The sequence below is a fragment of the Brevundimonas sp. GW821-FHT12C05 genome (assembly GCF_058807475.1).
The window spans coordinates 1-17,162 of sequence record NZ_JBXAQS010000001.1; the positions used below are offsets into that span (position 1 = coordinate 1).

Annotated in this window: 13 protein-coding genes; 8 read left to right on the forward strand and 5 right to left on the reverse strand. The window is 64.9% G+C overall.

Features of this window, described 5'->3' with window-relative positions; all coding sequences use genetic code 11:
• Together AC1RRF_RS00005 and AC1RRF_RS00010 are read left to right on the forward strand one after the other, a co-directional pair.
• The coding region (locus AC1RRF_RS00005; protein WP_492831598.1) for a calcium-binding protein at positions 1-1,188 on the forward strand (1,188 nt) is incomplete at its 5' end.
• Positions 1,189-1,496: 308 nt separating this feature from the next.
• Entirely contained in the window at positions 1,497-2,819 is a 1,323-nt protein-coding gene (locus tag AC1RRF_RS00010) for a hypothetical protein (RefSeq protein ID WP_492831600.1), read from the forward strand.
• 93 nt (positions 2,820-2,912) lie between these two features.
• Here AC1RRF_RS00010 and AC1RRF_RS00015 read toward each other — a convergent pair whose 3' ends face one another.
• The 5 genes from AC1RRF_RS00015 to AC1RRF_RS00035 all read right to left on the reverse strand — a co-directional run bounded on the left by AC1RRF_RS00015 (position 2,913) and on the right by AC1RRF_RS00035 (position 9,192).
• The gene (locus AC1RRF_RS00015; RefSeq protein WP_492831602.1) at positions 2,913-4,157 is read right to left on the reverse strand and encodes an O-antigen ligase family protein; all 1,245 of its coding nucleotides are present in this window, start codon (positions 4,155-4,157) and stop codon (positions 2,913-2,915) included.
• A gap of 153 nt (positions 4,158-4,310) precedes the next feature.
• Positions 4,311-4,535 (reverse strand): hypothetical protein, encoded by a 225-nt coding sequence (locus tag AC1RRF_RS00020; protein WP_492831604.1) that lies wholly within the window; start codon positions 4,533-4,535, stop codon positions 4,311-4,313.
• A 116-nt stretch (positions 4,536-4,651) separates the two neighbouring features.
• Entirely contained in the window at positions 4,652-5,818 is a 1,167-nt protein-coding gene (locus AC1RRF_RS00025; protein WP_492831606.1) for a hypothetical protein, read from the reverse strand.
• Between the two features lie 74 nt (positions 5,819-5,892).
• The gene (locus AC1RRF_RS00030; RefSeq protein ID WP_492831608.1) at positions 5,893-8,178 is read right to left on the reverse strand and encodes a GumC family protein; all 2,286 of its coding nucleotides are present in this window, start codon (positions 8,176-8,178) and stop codon (positions 5,893-5,895) included.
• A 168-nt stretch (positions 8,179-8,346) separates the two neighbouring features.
• Positions 8,347-9,192: a polysaccharide biosynthesis/export family protein gene (locus tag AC1RRF_RS00035; protein ID WP_492831610.1), complete on the reverse strand. Its 846-nt coding sequence runs from the start codon at positions 9,190-9,192 to the stop codon at positions 8,347-8,349.
• Between the two features lie 120 nt (positions 9,193-9,312).
• On the opposite strand from AC1RRF_RS00035, the gene AC1RRF_RS00040 reads away from it, so the two are divergent.
• From AC1RRF_RS00040 to AC1RRF_RS00065, 6 genes are all read left to right on the forward strand, one after another.
• On the forward strand, positions 9,313-11,226 hold the full coding sequence (locus AC1RRF_RS00040) for a nucleoside-diphosphate sugar epimerase/dehydratase (protein WP_492831612.1): 1,914 nt from the start codon (positions 9,313-9,315) through the stop codon (positions 11,224-11,226).
• A gap of 272 nt (positions 11,227-11,498) precedes the next feature.
• A complete protein-coding gene (wecC, locus tag AC1RRF_RS00045) occupies positions 11,499-12,761 on the forward strand; it encodes a UDP-N-acetyl-D-mannosamine dehydrogenase (protein WP_492831613.1) in 1,263 nt (420 codons plus the stop codon).
• Entirely contained in the window at positions 12,758-13,873 is a 1,116-nt protein-coding gene (gene wecB / locus AC1RRF_RS00050; RefSeq protein WP_492831615.1) for a non-hydrolyzing UDP-N-acetylglucosamine 2-epimerase, read from the forward strand. Before wecC ends, wecB begins: the two co-directional genes overlap by 4 nt.
• Positions 13,874-13,883: 10 nt before the next feature.
• Positions 13,884-15,131 (forward strand): glycosyltransferase family 4 protein, encoded by a 1,248-nt coding sequence (locus AC1RRF_RS00055; RefSeq protein WP_492831617.1) that lies wholly within the window; start codon positions 13,884-13,886, stop codon positions 15,129-15,131.
• Entirely contained in the window at positions 15,128-15,712 is a 585-nt protein-coding gene (locus tag AC1RRF_RS00060; RefSeq protein ID WP_492831619.1) for a sugar transferase, read from the forward strand. Before AC1RRF_RS00055 ends, AC1RRF_RS00060 begins: the two co-directional genes overlap by 4 nt.
• 135 nt (positions 15,713-15,847) lie before the next feature.
• Complete coding sequence (locus tag AC1RRF_RS00065; protein ID WP_492831621.1) at positions 15,848-17,035, forward strand: DegT/DnrJ/EryC1/StrS family aminotransferase; 1,188 nt, start codon at positions 15,848-15,850, stop codon at positions 17,033-17,035.
• Positions 17,036-17,162: the final 127 nt, after the last annotated feature.

Sequence of the window (17,162 nt, forward strand, 5' to 3'; positions counted from 1 at the left end):
CTTACCGGAAACGGAAGTGACAACCGGCTGAGCGGGCTGGCGGGCGATGACGACCTGCGCGGTCTGGGCGGCAACGACACCCTGCTCGGCGGCGCCGGGGCGGACACCCTCGACGGCGGTGAAGGCGACGACATCCTGATCGGCGGGGCCGGAGCCGATACGTTCATCGGCGGCGCCGGGGTCGACACGGTCGACTACTCCGCGGCTGTGAACCGGATCGACGTGTCCCTTACGCGAGGCCTGGCCTACGGCGACCCCGATGCGGCGGGCGACACCCTGTCCGGTATCGAGAACCTGATCGGCACCAACAGCGCCGCCACCGACTACCTTACCGGAAACGGAAGTGACAACCGGCTGAGCGGGCTGGCTGGCGATGATGACCTGCGCGGGCTGGACGGCAACGACACTCTGATCGGGGGCGCCGGTAACGACCTGCTCGACGGGAACGAGGGAATGGATACGGCTGTCTATTCGGGCAACCGCTCAGCCTACACGATCAGCGTCCTCAACGGCGTCACCACCGTGTCGGGACCGGACGGCGTCGATACGTTGCTTAATGTGGAGCGGCTTCTGTTCGCGGATATGCTCACGGATGCTTCGGGGGCGGCGCTCGCCCTGCCTCAGGTCTCCGACGGTTCGGCCAAGGATTCGGGACCCCAGGTCGTGCCGGTCGTCTCTGACGACGGGGGCAAGGATGCCGGACCTCAGGTCTTGCCCGTTGCATGGGACGATACGGTCAAGGGAGCCGGCCCCGAGGTTCTGCCCGCCGTCTCCGACGACACGGTCAAGGTGGTTGGAGCCGAGGTCCTGCCGGTCGCGCCGGCCGATATGGCCAAGGCTGACGCGCCGCTGGTCCAGCCGGCCCAGACCGACGACATCGCGGCGACGGTCTCCATGGCCGGCGGATTCGCCTGGAACGACGGTTTTATGTCCGTCGCGGAGAATCCGGCATCGCCGGAGGTTCTGCCGGTTCTGGACGACGACTTCATCCTGACCGGCAAGTTCGAAAGTCCTCCGGTGTTGCCGTCGCTCGAGGGTGATTTCGATACGTCCGCCATCGACGCGGTGGACGTCGCGAATGACCTGTTCTCGCTGGCGGACGGGCACATGATGCACCTCGTCGACGGCGCCCCCTCGCTCGACGACTGGTCCATGCCGTCGCCCGGCCGGCACCACGACTGGAACTAGGCGCGAACCACGAACCCCGGAGCGGTCTGACGATGCTGTCTCGTCGTCCGCTCCGGCTTTTCGGGGCGGACGCTCTGTCGCCGGTTGCCTTTCCGTAGACGTTGTCAGACTAGCCTGGGTCGAACCCATCTCACGAGGATCGGACATACGGTCTTCCCTGTGCCGGAGACGAGACCATGCAGTTGCCGCGGAGAGACCTTCTGACCGGCGGCGTCCTGGCGATCGGGGCCTCTGGAGAGCCCATCATGAGGGCGGATCCCGGCGTCCTGAGCATCACCCAGTCCGGACGCGGAGCCGTCCCGGAGTCGATGCAGGCCACCCTGAGGCGCCTGTATGTCCTGCCCGAACAGTTCGGGGGCACGGACACCGAGAAGGTGCAGGCGGCGTTCGATTCAGCGGGAGATGTGCTCAATGGGCAGAACGTGGCCCGCATTGTGCGCTTCAGCCGCTTTTACGAAACAACCGCCACCATCAACGTGCCGTCCTATGTGGCGATCGAAGGGGTTGGGCCCGGCCGCTGTGGTCTGCGGCCCACCATGTCCACCGGCCCGGCGCTGCGCGCCAGCATCGACAACAACACCAGCAGCTATCTGACCGAGTGGCGAGACTTCACGATTGACGGCGTGAACGCGACCGGGAGCGCCTATGCGCTGGAGATGGTCGGTCAGAAGATCACAACCCTGTCGCGGGTCGGATTTACGAACTTCGACACGTCCCGCCATGCCCTCGAAATGCAGCTCGGGGTTCAGAGCGTCATTCTCGACCAGTGCCGCTTCTACAGAAACCGGCTCCATCAGCGCATCGGCAAGCCGTATGTCGGCGTCTCCTTCCCCACGACGGTCACGCACCGCGCGTGCATCTATGAAGACGGTTTGAGGACGGGCGCCGAGGCGGTGCTGATCGAGGACGCGTCGAGCTGCACCTGGGATCACAAATGTGTCCTGCAGGGCAACGCCCAGCCCGTTGTGTTCCGGGCCAGAAGCTCGGCCAGGCAGCAAACGACCGCCAACCACCAATGGGTCAACACCTACATCGAAGGCAACGGGATCGGACAGGCGGAGGCCTACACGTGGCGGCTGGAAGGCGACAGCCCCGACGACCGGTTGACCGGCTGCGTCATCATCCGTTCGGACATCCACGGCGATGCGCCGTCCGGCGGCCACATCTACGCCAGAAACACCGACCGGCTACAGGTGAAGGACAACCAGGTCACCGCGTCCGACATCTGGCTGGTCAGCGGAGGCGGAAACACGCGTTATGACATCGACGCGCGCTATGTCGGCGCGTGCGACATCCAGTCGGCGGACTACAACACCACGATGGTTGTCTTCATGGACGGCGACTCCGTGCGCTACGCCAGCGGCATCCTGACGCCGGACGTCTCCAAACAGTCGACCGGCCGGTACCATGTCAATTTCGACCGCGACGTGAAGACCAGCACATCGTTCTGCAGCGTCACGGCGATGGACCGATCGGGTAACGCCTTGCTCGCGAGCGCCCGTTTCATCGCCAAGCGAACGGTCGAGGTGCGCGCGTTCCTGCCGGGGTCCGCCAACCGGAGCCCCGCCCTGACCGCAGCCGACATCCATATGGCCAGTCTTACCGTTCAAGGCCTGCTTGAGCCCGCCTGACGGGCGATCCGGCAAACCGCCAACTCGGCGAAGGTCTGTTATCTGCTCGCCGCGAACATGCCGCGGGCCCGCATTTCGTCGCCGCAGCCCGGCCTAGGTTCGGTGCGCGCGCGGAGCCCTCGCGGCCAGTTCCAACAGACCGCAGCACAGGGCGAAGACGACAGCCATGGTGGTCGTCCTGAGCGGGTAGTCGCCGGCCGAGTGGAGGAGCACGACGCCGATCGCGACGCTCGCCGCCCGTTGAAGATCGCCTTCCCGCGAAGGCGGCGACTTCCACGCGGCCCAGCTGCGGCGGAAAAACCAGACGAAGAAGGCCACGACCAGGCCGATGCCGAGCCAGCCGGTTTCAAGCCATGTCTCGAGGTAGTCGTTGTGGGCCTGGTTGAAGAAGCTGTGGTCCAGTTGCTCCAGCGGCTCCACCGAGCGGTAGACGGTGTCGAAACTGCCGATGCCGGTTCCGAGCGGCAGATAGGTCTGAGCCGCCTCCGCCACGAGGGGCCAGCGGTCCAACCGGCCCTCTGGCGCGCCCGCGGTGTCGAAGCGGGCGAGGATCGGCGGCAGCGCAAGCACCGCTACGGCCATGAGCGCGGCGCACACCGCGCCGGCCACGAGCAGAAGCGCCGGGCGGGGGCGGCCGCGACCGGCGGCGATCCAGGCGGCCAGCAGACTGCCGACCATGGCAGGCGCCAACAGGGTGATACCGGCGCGCGACCGGATCGCCGCAAGGGCTACGACCACGAGGCCCGCGAACAGGGCGCCGAGCCACAAGGACGTGTTCCGGCCGTTCCGTCTCAGGGCCGCGGCGCCGATAGCGACGGCGAAGGGCAGGGTGGCGACAAGCGAAGAGGCGAAGTGGTTGCGGTTGGCGAAGAAGCCATTCACCGAACCGGCGTCTGTCCAGCTCCAGACATAGAGTTTGCCTCCTCCGCTCGCCAGTTGGGCGGCGCCGAGAACAATCCCGATGAGGGCGGCGGCGATACAGAAATAGATCAGCCGTTCGCGTTGCTCGTGCGACATCGACAGCGTGGCGAGGAAGAAGGCGACCGGCGGTATCAGGGCCAGGAAGGATCGCCACGTGTGCTCGGGCGCCAGGCTCAGCGAATTCCATCCCGGCTGCAGGCCGGCGAGATCAAGGGCGAGCACCATCTGGTCGCGCCCCGGGAGGCTTGTCCAAATCCCCGGCGGCAGGGGTATCAGCTGGATGAGCGGAATGGCCATGAGCGCGGCCAGCAAGCCGAAGGCGAATCTATGCTCACGCCAACCGCCGGCCCGGATCAGGCGGGTCACGGCGATTACAAGAAGCGGAAGGGCGGCGAGTTCGACCAAAGCCAGCCGCATGGCGTGGTTCTGCGTCGCCCCGCCGAGGACAAACGAAAGGGCCAGCAGGATGGCCGATGCTATTGCAACGGCGTCCCACTGGCCCTTAAGAAATTTGCCTACTGCGGGCAATTACGTCTGCACTTAAGCGAACGCTACCCGCACCGGGTCAGATCAGTCGCTTTCCGAGTCGTCGTCGGTGGCGACAACGACGGTCGCGACAACGACGGCGGCGCCGATCAGGAGCACCGGCAGCGGAATGCCGGCGAATTCGCTGGCTTCACCGGCTTCGGCGCCGACGCGGTCACCCACGCGGGCGACGGCGGAGTTGTTGGCTGCAGCGGCTTGGCCAGCGACGAGCAGCAGGCCCGCCGTGACAGCGGCGATGGTCTTACGCATGCTTTGGATCCCCATATTCAGATCGTTAAACGGGCTGACCCGTTGTATCGAGAGCGTTTGTAGGGGGCGAAGGTTTCAAAGGCAACAAGATTTTCCGGTTGTTCGACCGTTGTTGCTCAGTTCAACGCCGTGCGCGGCGTGATCACTATACCGTCAAACCACGTTACCGACGGTGAGCGATAATCCATCGGACGGCCCCGGAGAACCAGCCATTGACTAGGACAGTCCTGAGGTACGGAGAAGTCCATTACCGACTGCGTCCAGGTCCGCGGGGGCGCGCCGCCGCCGGCGGCGGCCGGCGGCGAGAGCCGTGACGGCTCTCCGGGTTTACACGTGAGCGCCCATGCCACTCGGTCGGCCTGCTCGCCGGATTCCCGTCTCCACCGGACCTGGAGCCGGTACTGACCCGGCGTCAGGAACATCCGTTGCTCAGCGATATTCGCGGCTGAGTAGCCGTCATATTCGACCCTGAGGGCGGAGTTCGACGGATCAAGGTCGTCGGCGACAACCTCCGCGGTCGCGCCGGCCTTCTGGACCAGCGCCCACTGGAATGGTTGGGGAGCGGACGGGTCATCGAACTCGCCGTTCGTCACCGCGGCGCCGGCGGCGGGCCGGTTGATACGTGCACGGACGACAGCGAGAGCCCCGACCTGCTCCTTCGCCAGCAGTTCGAGATAGAGCTGCTGAAGTTCCGCCGTCGTCAGAGGCGTAGCGCTGGCTTGCAGCATGACGGCCAGGCTGGCCGCGGTTTGCAGGCCGTCGTTCGTCGCATAGAGGCTCGTCAGATAGGCGGATCGCCAGGGCGGATTGGCCGCCAACAGTTTGGCGACCACCGGCAATGCCCGCTGAGGATCCGCGACGGCGGCGGTCGTGTACAGGTTGAAAATCTGAGGCTGAATATCCGTGCGGCGCCGCACCAGGGTGTCTGCGTGGGCGAAGGAGGAGGCGTAGTCGCCGCTTCTAAGGCGGTGTTCCACCAGCCAGGCGTGGGCTGGGTCGTCGCGCAAGCTCCAGTTCCCCGCGAGGGTGAGGATGTCGTTCGCTGCATTCAGGTGGCCGGCGCGCGCCTCCGAGAGGCCCACGACCCGAAGCGCGCGCACATCGAACGGTGACCGCCGGACGGCGTCCCGGGCGAGCGCGCCCGCGTTGTCAAAACGCTGGGCGGCCAGCTCCGCTTCCGCGGCGCGTCGCAGGACGAGAGGCGAGCCCGGGGCGATGCGGATCGCGGCCGCCACGGGCGCCCGCTGCATGAGGGGCTGGATGGCGATCTGCCAGCCGAGCACGATCGCTCCGACGACCAATATGTACGGAACAACATCCGCCCGTCGCGGCGGACCGGATGTATCCGCCTTATTCCTCAATTCCGGTTGGCCTTTTTACCGGCCTTGTCGCTCGCGGCGGAGCCGCCGCGATCCGCGTCGCCCCCATAGTTGTAGTCGTAGGCGTAGTCATAGCCGCCATAGGACGTGCTCTTGGCGCTGAACTTGGTCAGAACCAGTCCCAGAAGGTGGGCGTGACCGACCTTCAGGCGCCGCAGCGCGCCCCGTGCCTGGCCCCGACGCGTGCCGCGAGACTCGACCACGAACACGACGCCGCTGACGGAGGCCGCCAGTAGGGGCGAGTCCGCAAAGCCGAGAACGGGGGGGCCATCGATGACCACATGGTCAAAATTGTTCCGGGCCTCCGCCAGAACCTGGCGCAGCCGGTCGCTGCCCCAGAGCTCGGCCGGGTTGGGCGGAAGAGGCCCGCAGGGAATGAAGAACAGGTTTTCCAGGCTCGTGCGCTGCACGAGAGAGACGAGGTCCGATGAACCCGAGAGCAGGTTGCTCATCCCGCGCTCGTTTTCGACACCAACGACGCGGTGCATCGACGGATTGCGGAGGTCGCCGTCCACCAGCAACACCCTCCGCCCGACCCGGGCGAGGTTCAGCGCAATGGCATAGGCCGTGGTCGACTTACCCTCGGCGGGTCGGGCGCTGGTCACCAACAGGCTGCTGGGCGCGCCTTCCGGAGTCGAAAACTGGAGCGCTGTTCGCAAGGAGTAATAGGCTTCGGAGAATCCGGATCGGAGGTCGACCAGCGCCTCCGCCGTGGTCTGTCCTTTGTCCAGCAGGGGAATGACGCCCAGAACCGGCACGCCCAGCTTGCTCTCGGCGTCTTCAGGCGTGGCGAGCGTTTCATCAAGCGCCTCAAGCACAAAGGCGGCGACAACACCGATGCCCAGGCCGAGCAGCATGGCCATGGCCATGTTCATCAGCAAATTCGGCTTGGACGGCTTTTCCGGCGGCGAGGCGCGGTCGACGATCGAGATGTTATTGGCCGTGACGCCGCCAGTGACGCTGACTTCCTTGTAGCGCTGCAGAAGGCCGTCATAGAGCGTCCGAGTCGTGTCGAGTTCGCGTTGCAGGATGTTGTACTGGATGGAACGGTCACGGAGATTCAGCACATCACCGGTCAGTGCGCTGACTTGCGTTTGCAGTGAACGCTCCTGTCTGGCCGCAATCTCATACTGGCTGCGGATAGAGCTGCGAATGTTGGTCGCGAGGGCCGCAATCTGTCCGTCAGCTTCGTCGATCTGCGCCTTCAGCTGAACCATCTCCGGGAAGTCTGGCTGATAGACGCTGAGCTTCTGCTGGTAAGTGGCGCTCAATACCGCCCGTTGTTCGGACAGGCGCTGAATCGCCGGATTCTGCAGAACGTCGGGCAGGGTCATCAGGGACGACGAGCGCGCCGAACGCCACCGCTCTTCCGCCGCCACGCGTGCGGCCCGCGCTTCCGCCAAGGCTGCGTTGATGGCGACCAGATTATTGGAGGTCAGGGACTGGCTCGCGCCGATGTTGGCGCCTTCCCCGGGCTCGCTGATATTGATGATCTGCTGGTTGGCGGCATAGGCGACCAGCTCACGTTCGGCCGATTCCAGCCGGTCCTTGGTTTGGGCGATACGCTCCTCAAGGAATTCGCGGGCGTAGGCGGAGCTTTCGAATTTGCGGTCCAGATTGGCCTGGATGAAGTTCTCGGCGAAACCGTTGGCGATCTGGGCCGACACTTCCGGGTTGGGGTTGTTGTAGCCGACGGCGACCAGACGAGAGCCCCGTATCGGAGAAACGCTCAGGTTCTCCTGGATGGCTTCAAGAGCGGCGGCCCGGCGACGGGCGGCCTGGTCGGCGGCGGAGCCCCTCGAAGGCGGCGGTTCGACCCCCAGCGCCTTCAGGGTCTCGTCCGACTTGGCGAGGCCCAGGTTTTCGATCACGCGTTCAGCAAGCGAACGGCTGCGGAGAAGGCCGTACTGGGTCTGAAAGAACTCTTCGCCCTGGATCATGCTCTCGCGCGGAGCCACCTCCTCCGAGTTGAACACCCGGGCAGACTCCCGATCGATCTGCAGTGTCGCTTGTGCGGTGTAGATTGGCGTCATCAGCAGCGTCAGTGCTGCGCCGATGACCAGCGCTCCCAAGAAGCAGCCGATGATCAGGATGCGATGTTTAAGCGCGAGACGCCAGTAAACGGCCAAATCAAAGACGGTCGCGTCTTCGCGTTCGTCGGCCCAACCCGCAGGCTGGGAATTTACCGCGACATCCCGCGAACGGTCGATTCCCGACCTCGAACGGGCGGCGCGTTCATCAGCGAAGGAATTGTCGCCCAACATCATGCTATCCGTAACACTTTTAGCAGCTGAAGCCGCGTTGAAACAACTCGGGCTGATATCGTAAAGCCCAACTATACGCACCCGAAATCGCCAAGATGCAGGGGGGATCGAGCCGCGACCGACCTGGTTCAGCCAGGGGCGTACACGACCGACAACCCGGCGAGATTATCAGAAGTATGCGAAGGCCGCGATCGCCGGGAGGGCCCCGATAGCGTCTCGAAGGGCGGCGCTGAGACGGGACGTGTCCACGACAACCACGTCGTCGCCCAACACCAGCGGATCAGCCGCCAAGCCCCGGCGGATGGCGCTCAGGTCGAACAGGGCGACCGAACGTCTTCCGTCGATGACCCTGAAGACGGCGACCTGGGTCAGGTCGGCGACCTGAGTAGGTCCTTGCGCCATCGCGACAGCCTGAAGGAGGGACGTGGATCCGCGCATTTCATAGACGCCGGGCTTGGTGACGGCGCCGTCGACGGTGATCTTCTGGCTGGCCGCTTCCTTGACGGTGACCGTCACCTGAGGGTTGCGCAGGTACCGCGCCGCCAGCCGCGCGGCGATGTCGGATGACATTTCGCCGGCGGTGCTGCCCGCGCCGCGCACCGCCCCGATCAGCGGCATATTGATGTTGCCCGAGGTATCAACCACCAGCTCCTCGAACGACAGGTCCTGGACCTGGAATACCCGGACGTCGAGCTTGTCCCCAACGCCTATGCGGTATTCGGTGGAGGCCGCCGGAATCGTCTGAACCGCCTGCAGATCCACCGGTTGAGCCGCGGTCATTTGGTTGATGTTCATGCGCGGGCCGCCGCAACCGGCAAGCGTGACGGCGGCAAGCATCAACAGCAGCGAAAGTGCACGTGTCATCTGCGACTGTACCTCGGAAAGGACGATGGCCGAGCGGCCGGACGAAAAACCATAGCACCGTAGGTAGGACAACGGGTCAGCCCAGCTGCCTACTCCCGCGCGAAGATGTCTTAACTCCGGCATCAAGATGTTGCGGTCAACATGGAACACGCCATCTGTATGCATTTGCTAAAGGTTTCGGAGGCTGTAAGACGGCTCCGTTCGCAGCGCAAGCCGGGGTTTGGGCCTTCAGGCTTGTGAGACAGGCGGGCTTGGCCATCAAGGGAATACATGTCGGCTGTTGCTAGTATCGCGCGGACCCGCCTGACCTTGGCTTGGCTGGCGAAGTTCGGCCTTCATGTCGGTTTGCTGTTTCTCGGCCTGGTCCTGGCCTATGAGCTACGCCGCCCTGTGCCGCTTGTGTGGTGGCTGACCGACCCGGACGCGATCCGCGTGATCCGCTGGGCCGGCCTCTATGCTCTCGTCGGCGCCATGGTCGAACTCGTCTTCCAATCGGAACGATCCGCCTGGCGGTTCGCCTCGATGCGCGAAGTGGTGGGACTGCTCCGCAACGTTACTCTCACCACAGGCATCTTCCTTGGGTTGATCTTCTTCCTGGATCGCGGCGTGGAGTTGCCGCGATCGGTGCTTCCGCTGACGTGGCTGGTCAGTCTGGCGTTGCTGGTCGGATTTCGCATGGTCTGGCGCTTGCCTCATGACCAAGGCCTGGCCGCTCACATCCTGCCCAGCTGGTGGCCGCGAGCGACGACCGACCGCGTGCCGATGCTTATCGTCGGCCCCATGGCTTCGGCTGACCGTCAGCTGAGAATGCTCCAAGGTGACCCGCACACCAAATATCAGCCCATCGGGGTCATTACTCCTCATCCAGAAGAAGTCGGTCTTCGCCTCCACGGCGTGCCCTTCCTCGCCTCCCTGGCGACCTGGACCCCCAACCAGAGCAGCCTGACGGCGCGGGGAGCGACGCCGCACGCCATCGTTTTCCTGGACGATCCGATTCAGTCCTACGGCTTCTCAACCGAACGTATCGGTGAGCTGCGCAGGGCGGGGCATACGCTGCTCAAGCCGCAAAACCTCACCGAGATCGGCGACGGGTCGAGCACGGTCAACGTGCTGAAGGAGATTCCGCTCGAGGACTTCCTGCAGCGAAAGCCGATCGCTCTGGATACCGATCCGCTCCGGGATCTGATCGTCGGCCGCCGGGTGATGGTCACCGGGGCGGGCGGCAGCATAGGCTCCGAAATCTGCCGCCAGCTTCTCGCGCTCGGCTGCTCCCACCTCAGCATGATCGATCATTCTGAGTTCCTGCTGTTTGAAGTGGATCGCGAACTGGCCGCCGTCGGCCGCTCCACCGAGCGCCGCGCCATCCTCGCGAATGTTCGGGACACCGACCGTGTCAGCGAGGTCGTGAGGAACGAAAGGCCCGACATCATTTTCCACGCCGCGGCGTTGAAGCATGTCGCCCTGGTCGAGAATAATCCGTCCGAGGGGGTCCTGACGAATGTGCTGGGGACATGGAACGTCATCCAGGCGGCGATCGCGCATGATGTGGGCCAGTTCGTACTGATCTCGACCGACAAGGCCGTGGCTTCGACCAACGTCATGGGCGCGACCAAGCGCATCGCCGAGGCGCTTCTCGACCTGGCTCCGGAAGGGCGCTCGCGGATGACCGCCGTCCGCTTCGGCAACGTTCTCGGCTCCGCCGGCTCGGTCGTGCCGATTTTCCGCGACCAGATCGCGCGGGGAGGTCCGGTCACCGTCACTCACCCCGAGGTCGAGCGCTTCTTCATGACCATACCCGAGGCGGTGCAGCTGGTTCTCCACAGCGCCGCGATCGGCGCCGGCTCGCAGGCGAACGGTCCGCGCAAATTCCTGCTGGAAATGGGGGAGCCGGTGAAGATCGCCAGCCTGGCCAGGCAGATGATCGAGCTCAGCGGCAAGACCCCGGACGTCGATGTCATGATCGAATTCACCGGCCTGAAACCCGGCGAGAAGCTCTCCGAGGTGTTGAGCGACGCGGGCGAGGTCGTGCGGCCCTGCGTGGAGGGGATCACGGAACTGTTCTGGCGGCACAATCCGGATACCGTCTCGCTGACGGATGTCCTTGCTTTGGTGGATCAGTATAGGTTGGCCAGTAAACCCTCCGGCAGTGACGCTCTGGCCATGGCCGATAGAATTCGCGCCTGAAAATACAGGAAGGTCCAGTCACGCCTTCGAGCCGGACCAAATGGGGTTGTAAGTTCTTTGGGGCTGTGGTTTTCCGTCCACCGATCGTGACGGGGCTTGGCGGCGAAAACGGCGGATCGATACGCGCCTTGATGTCGCCGCGAGCCGAAAGGTTCTAGCGCACCGAGGTTCGCGCTGAGGGCCGGGCGACGTGAGATCAACGAGAGTGTGACATGCAGGAAGCGGCTGGTCCGGCCGGCGCGGACCTGACGAACTCCCGGGAGTGTAGGTTGATGAGTTTCAAGAAGGTCTGTGTCCTCGGTCTTGGTTACATCGGCTTGCCCACCGCGGCGCTGATGGCCTCCCGAAGCATTGAAGTCGTTGGCGTCGACATCAATCCGTCAGTCGTGGATTCCGTCAATCAAGGCAGGGTTCATATCGTCGAGCCGCTCCTCGATGCGGTGGTTCAAGGCGCTGTCGGGTCCGGTCGCCTGAAGGCGGCGATCCGTCCGGAGGCCGCCGACGCCTTCATGATCGCAGTGCCGACCCCGATCACCGCCGAAAAGGCGTCGGACATGCGCGCCGTGCTCAGCGCCGTGGACGCCATCGCGCCGGTTCTCCAGCCGGGCAATCTGGTCGTGCTTGAATCGACGTCGCCCGTCGGCAGCACCGATCTCATCACCCGGCGCATGGCCGCCGCCCGCCCTGACCTGCGCTTCCCTCAGTCCGGCGTCGACGGCCCCGTCGACATCCATGTGGCCTACTGTCCCGAGCGGGTCCTGCCGGGCAAGGTCATCGAAGAGCTGGTGTCGAATGACCGCGCGATCGGCGGCATGACCCAGGCTTGCACGGAGCTGGCTGTCAATCTCTACGCGCTGTTCGTGGAAGGCGAGCTGGTGCCGACCCGCTCCCGCGAGGCTGAACTCTGCAAGCTGGCCGAGAACGCCTTCAGGGACGTCAACATCGCCTATGCCAACGAGCTGGCGAACGTATGTGACATTCAAGGCGTGGATGTCTGGGAGGTCATTCGTCTGGCCAACCGCCACCCGCGGGTGAACATCCTGAACCCCGGCCCCGGCGTGGGTGGCCACTGTATCGCGGTCGATCCCTGGTTCATTGTTGAATCCGCTCCGAACGACACTCCGGTCATCCAGGCCGCGCGCGGCGTCAACGACGGGCGACCGCATCGGGTCGTGGAAAAGATCCGCGCCATGGTCGAGGGTCTGCAGTCGCCGGTGATTGCGTGCCTGGGGCTGGCGTTCAAGCCGGACATTGACGATCTGCGCGAAAGTCCCGCGGTCGATATCGTGCTCGACGTCGCGCGGTTGCCGGGTGTCACGGTCCTGGCGGTTGAGCCCAACATCGATCGACTGCCTGCGGGGATGCTGGACGGGGGCGTCGAGCTCGTCGATCTGGAGACCGCCCTGGCGCGCGCCGACGCCGTCGCCCTGCTGGTCGATCACAAGGTCTTCAAGGAGAACGGTGCGCGCATCGCACAAGGGGCTCGGGTCGTTGACACCCGTGGCGTTCTGCCGCGAGCAGCGTCGGCCCAATGACCAAGCCGGTTCTCTGTGTTTTTGGCACTCGGCCTGAGGCCATCAAGATGGCCCCGGTCGTGCGCCGGCTACGGCAAGTCGGCGTGCCGTATAAGGTGGCCGTCACGGCGCAGCACCGCGCGATGCTCGATCAGGTTCTGGACATCTTCGAGATCGTTCCCGACTACGATCTGGATCTGATGACGCCCAATCAGTCTCTCGCGGATCTGAACGCGCGCTGTCTGACCGGCCTGAACCAGCTGATCACGGACTGCGATCCCGCGTGCGTGGTGGGGCAGGGCGACACCACCACGGTGTTCGCCGCCGCCCTGGCGGCGTTCTATCGCGGGGTGCCCTTCGCGCACGTTGAAGCCGGTTTGCGCAGCGGCGACCTGCGCAGTCCTTTCCCCGAAGAGTTCAACCGGGTCGCCGCGAGCAAGATCACCAGCCTGCATTTTGCGCCGACTGATCTCGCGCGAGATACGCTCCTGCGCGAGGGCTTTGATCCGGCCAGCGTCCTGATGACCGGCAACACGGTCATCGATGCGGTTGAGATCGCCCGTAGCCGTGTCGAGCCGATGGTTCTGCCGGGCTTTGACGCCTTCGGGCTCATAACCGTTCATCGGCGCGAGAATTTCGGTCGTCCGCTGGAGAACATCATCGCCGCGGTTCGCGAAATCTCCATGGCGCGACCCGGCTTCGGCTTCGTCTGGCCCGTGCACCCCAATCCCAACATCCAGACCCAGGTTTACGGCGCGCTGGGAGATCTGCCGAACGTCCATCTGCGGGACCCGTTCGACTACAGCATGTTCCTGTCGGCGCTGGCCGGGGCCTCGATTGCGCTCTCGGATTCAGGGGGAGTCCAGGAAGAGGCGCCGACCCTGAAAACGCCGGTCCTGGTGCTGCGGACAGAGACGGAGCGGCCGGAGGGCGTCCACGCCGGCGCCGCTTTGCTGGTCGGCGTGGAACAGGCTTCGATCGTCGAGAACGCGCTCCGATTGATTGATGACGCGCGAGCGCGCGAAGCCATGATGGTCAACCATTCCCCCTATGGGGATGGCCAGTCCGCCCGAAGGATCGTCGATGCGCTGTCGGTTCGATACATGGGCGGTGCGGCCGCTACCGACCGGTAGAATGACCTAGATGCGCATTCTCTACGTCCATCAGTATTTTGGAACGCCGGCGGGGAACGGCGGAACCCGTTCCTATGAAATGGCTCGCGCGCTGACTGATGCGGGCCATGAGGTGACGATGGTTTGCGCCTCTTCGGACCGATCGGCGACCGGCCTGACGAACGCCTTCGTCAGGGGACGTCGGGAAGGCCTGGTGGACGGTTTCCGGGTCATAGAGTTCGCCCTGGGCTATTCGAACAGCGATCCCCTTCTCACGCGGGCCTGGCGCTTCCTGATCTTCGCCAGAAGGGCGATCGGAACGGCGTTGAGAGAGCCGTACGATCTGATCTTCGCGACCTCCACGCCTCTGACCGCCGCGGTTCCCGGGATCGCCGCGAAGCTTTTCCGTCGAAAGCCGTTCGTGTTCGAGGTGCGGGATCTCTGGCCGGAGCTGCCCCGGGCCATGGGGCTCAAGAACCCTCTGATCCTCGGCGCCATGACCGTGCTGGAACGCTCGGCCTACGCCATGGCCGACCGGGTTATCGCGCTGGCGCCGGGCATCCGGGATGGCGTGGCCAGGACCGGCTTCCCGAAGGATCGGATTGCCCTGGTTCCGAACGGTTGTGACCTGGAACTGTTCGCCGCCGCCGCGCCTATCAAGCCGTCGGACCAGTTCCCCGAGATGATCGCCCCCGACGACTTCGTCGCCGTATTCGCGGGCGCTCATGGCAAGGCGAACGGCCTGGAGGCCGTGATCTCGGCCGGCAAGGTGCTGCAACAGCGGGGACGCACCGACATCAAGCTGTTGCTGGTCGGAGGTGGATCGGAAAAGCCGCAACTGATGCAAGATGCCGCCGGGATCGCGACGGTTTGCTTCGCCGATCCCTTGCCGAAGCTGCGCGTGGCTTCGCTTATCCGCGGCGCGGATGCGGGGCTGCAGGTGCTGGCGAACGTGCCGGTATTCTACGAGGGGACGTCGCCGAACAAGTTCTTCGATTACCTGGCCGCGGGGCGGCCGGTCATCATCAACTACCCTGGTTGGTTGGCTACTTTGGTGGGCGAGCAGTGCTGTGGATGGACGGTCCGGCCGGAAGACCCGGCTGCGTTCGCGGATGCCCTGATCGCCGCCGCCGACAATCGTGAAGAGGCGGAACGGCGAGGCGCGGCCGCGCTGGCTCTGGGGACGCGCATGTTCGCGCGTGAGATTCTGGCCAAAGAGTTCGTGGAGACGCTGGAGGGTGTCCACGCCGCAGTCGTGCGGGGACGCGCGCCCCTATGAAGCGTCTCTTCGACATCGTCGTTTCCGCGTCCGCGCTGATCATTCTGTCGCCGGTGCTGGCCATCCTCGTCCTGATGGTTCGGGATCGTATGGGAACACCCGTTCTTTTCCGGCAAGTTCGGCCGGGCCTGCACGGTCGTCCATTCGAGATGATCAAGTTCCGCACCATGCGGGATGCGACCGGTCCGGACGGCCAGCCCCTGACCGACGCCGAACGTCTCACGGCCTTCGGGCGGTGGCTTCGCGCCAGCAGCCTGGACGAGTTGCCCGAGCTCTGGAATGTGCTGAAGGGCGAGATGAGTCTGGTTGGGCCACGCCCCCTGCTGATGGAATATCTGCCTCTCTACTCGCCCGTCCAGATGCGCCGTCATGAAGTTCGGCCCGGCATCACCGGATGGGCCCAGGTCAACGGTCGCAACGCGATCAGCTGGGATGAGAAGTTTGCTCTGGATGTCTCATACGTCGACAACCACAATTTCTGGCTAGATCTGAAAATCCTGGTTCTGACGGTCAAACGCATCATCAAGCGCGATGGCATCACGGCGCAGGGATCGGCCACCGCAGATCGGTTCATGGGCTAGCATAAGGCATGCGCTCATTCGCAATTCCCGGCGCTAGCGGACCTGGTCTGATTGCAGCGGACTGCGCGCAGGAGCCGGGGCGTCAAAATACTGGGCTGTTTGACGATGGCCCGGTCCCAATTGGAGAGCGATCGAATGCTTAACACTCCATTTTCCCCCTGGCCCAGCTTTACCCCGGCTGAGATCGACGCCGTCGCCGCCGTCCTGGCTTCGAACCGGGTGAACTACTGGACCGGCGAACTTTGCCGCCAGTTCGAGACCCGCTTCGCCGAATGGGTCGGCACAAAGCATGCCGTGGCGCTGACGAACGGGACCGTGGCGCTGGACGTGGCGTTGAAGGCCTTGGGGATCGGACCGGGTGACGAGGTCATCACCACCTCGCGCACCTTCCTCGCCTCCGCCTCCTGCATCGTGACGGCCGGGGCCGTCCCCGTGTTCGCCGACGTCGACCCCGACAGCCAGAACATCACTGCTGACACGATCGCCCGGGTCCTGACCCCCAGAACGCGGGCGATCATCTGCGTGCATCTGGGCGGGATGCCGTGCGACATGGATCCCATCATGGCCCTGGCCGAGGAGCACGGCCTCAAGGTGATCGAGGACTGCGCGCAAGCTCACGGGGCCCTCTATCGCGGCCGCAGCGTGGGCTCGATCGGCCACATCGGGGCATGGTCCTTCTGCCAGGACAAGATCATGACCACCGGGGGCGAGGGGGGCATGGTCACGACCGACGATCCCGACCTGTGGTCGTTCATGTGGTCCTACAAGGATCACGGCAAGAGCTGGGAAGCCGTCTATGAGCGGCCGCATCCGCCGGGGCCGCGACTGGTCCACGACACCTTCGGCACCAACTGGCGGATGATCGAGATGCAGGCGGCCATCGGCCTGCTTCAGCTGGACTACATGCCGGACTGGACGGCTCGACGAACCCAGATCGCGGTGGCGATCGCGAACGCCTGCGCGCCGCATGCGGCCCTTCGTACGCCGATCACGCCGAACCACGTGGTCCACGCCTGGTACCGGTACTACGCCTTCGTCCGTCCCGAGGCGCTCGCCCCCGGCTGGACCCGCGACCGGATCGTCGAGGCGATTGTCGCCGAGGGCGTGCCGTGTTTCCACGGCTCGGCGTCCGAGGTCTATCTGGAGCGGGCCTTCGACGGGACGGGTTGGCGCCCGGCGGAGCGCCTGCCGGTCGCGCGGGAACTGGGTGAAACCAGCATCGCCTTCCTGGTGCATCCCACCCTGACGGACGCGGAGGTGCAAAAGACCTGCGACGCGATCAACGCCGTCCTCCTTCAGGCGACGGCGGGGCAGGAAAAGTAGCGGAGACCGGCTCCGCGGCATCCGCGCCGGGCGGCTGAATCCGCTTGATTTCAAGCCAGTCGGGCACGACAAGCCAAGCGGACTGATACCAGAGGCGCCGGCGGCTGAGCCCTGCGTCGAAAATCAC

Excerpts from the sequence above, each read along its gene's own strand:
- AC1RRF_RS00010 (WP_492831600.1), top strand. The coding sequence starts at position 1,497 with ATGCAGGCCACCCTGAGGCGCCTGTATGTCCTGCCCGAACAGTTCGGG.
- AC1RRF_RS00015 (WP_492831602.1), bottom strand. The coding sequence starts at position 4,157 with ATGCGGCTGGCTTTGGTCGAACTCGCCGCCCTTCCGCTTCTTGTAATC.
- AC1RRF_RS00020 (WP_492831604.1), bottom strand. The coding sequence starts at position 4,535 with ATGCGTAAGACCATCGCCGCTGTCACGGCGGGCCTGCTGCTCGTCGCT.
- AC1RRF_RS00030 (WP_492831608.1), bottom strand. The coding sequence starts at position 8,178 with ATGTTGGGCGACAATTCCTTCGCTGATGAACGCGCCGCCCGTTCGAGG.
- AC1RRF_RS00040 (WP_492831612.1), top strand. The coding sequence starts at position 9,313 with ATGTCGGCTGTTGCTAGTATCGCGCGGACCCGCCTGACCTTGGCTTGG.
- wecC (WP_492831613.1), top strand. The coding sequence starts at position 11,499 with ATGAGTTTCAAGAAGGTCTGTGTCCTCGGTCTTGGTTACATCGGCTTG.
- wecB (WP_492831615.1), top strand. The coding sequence starts at position 12,758 with ATGACCAAGCCGGTTCTCTGTGTTTTTGGCACTCGGCCTGAGGCCATC.
- AC1RRF_RS00055 (WP_492831617.1), top strand. The coding sequence starts at position 13,884 with ATGCGCATTCTCTACGTCCATCAGTATTTTGGAACGCCGGCGGGGAAC.
- AC1RRF_RS00060 (WP_492831619.1), top strand. The coding sequence starts at position 15,128 with ATGAAGCGTCTCTTCGACATCGTCGTTTCCGCGTCCGCGCTGATCATT.
- AC1RRF_RS00065 (WP_492831621.1), top strand. The coding sequence starts at position 15,848 with ATGCTTAACACTCCATTTTCCCCCTGGCCCAGCTTTACCCCGGCTGAG.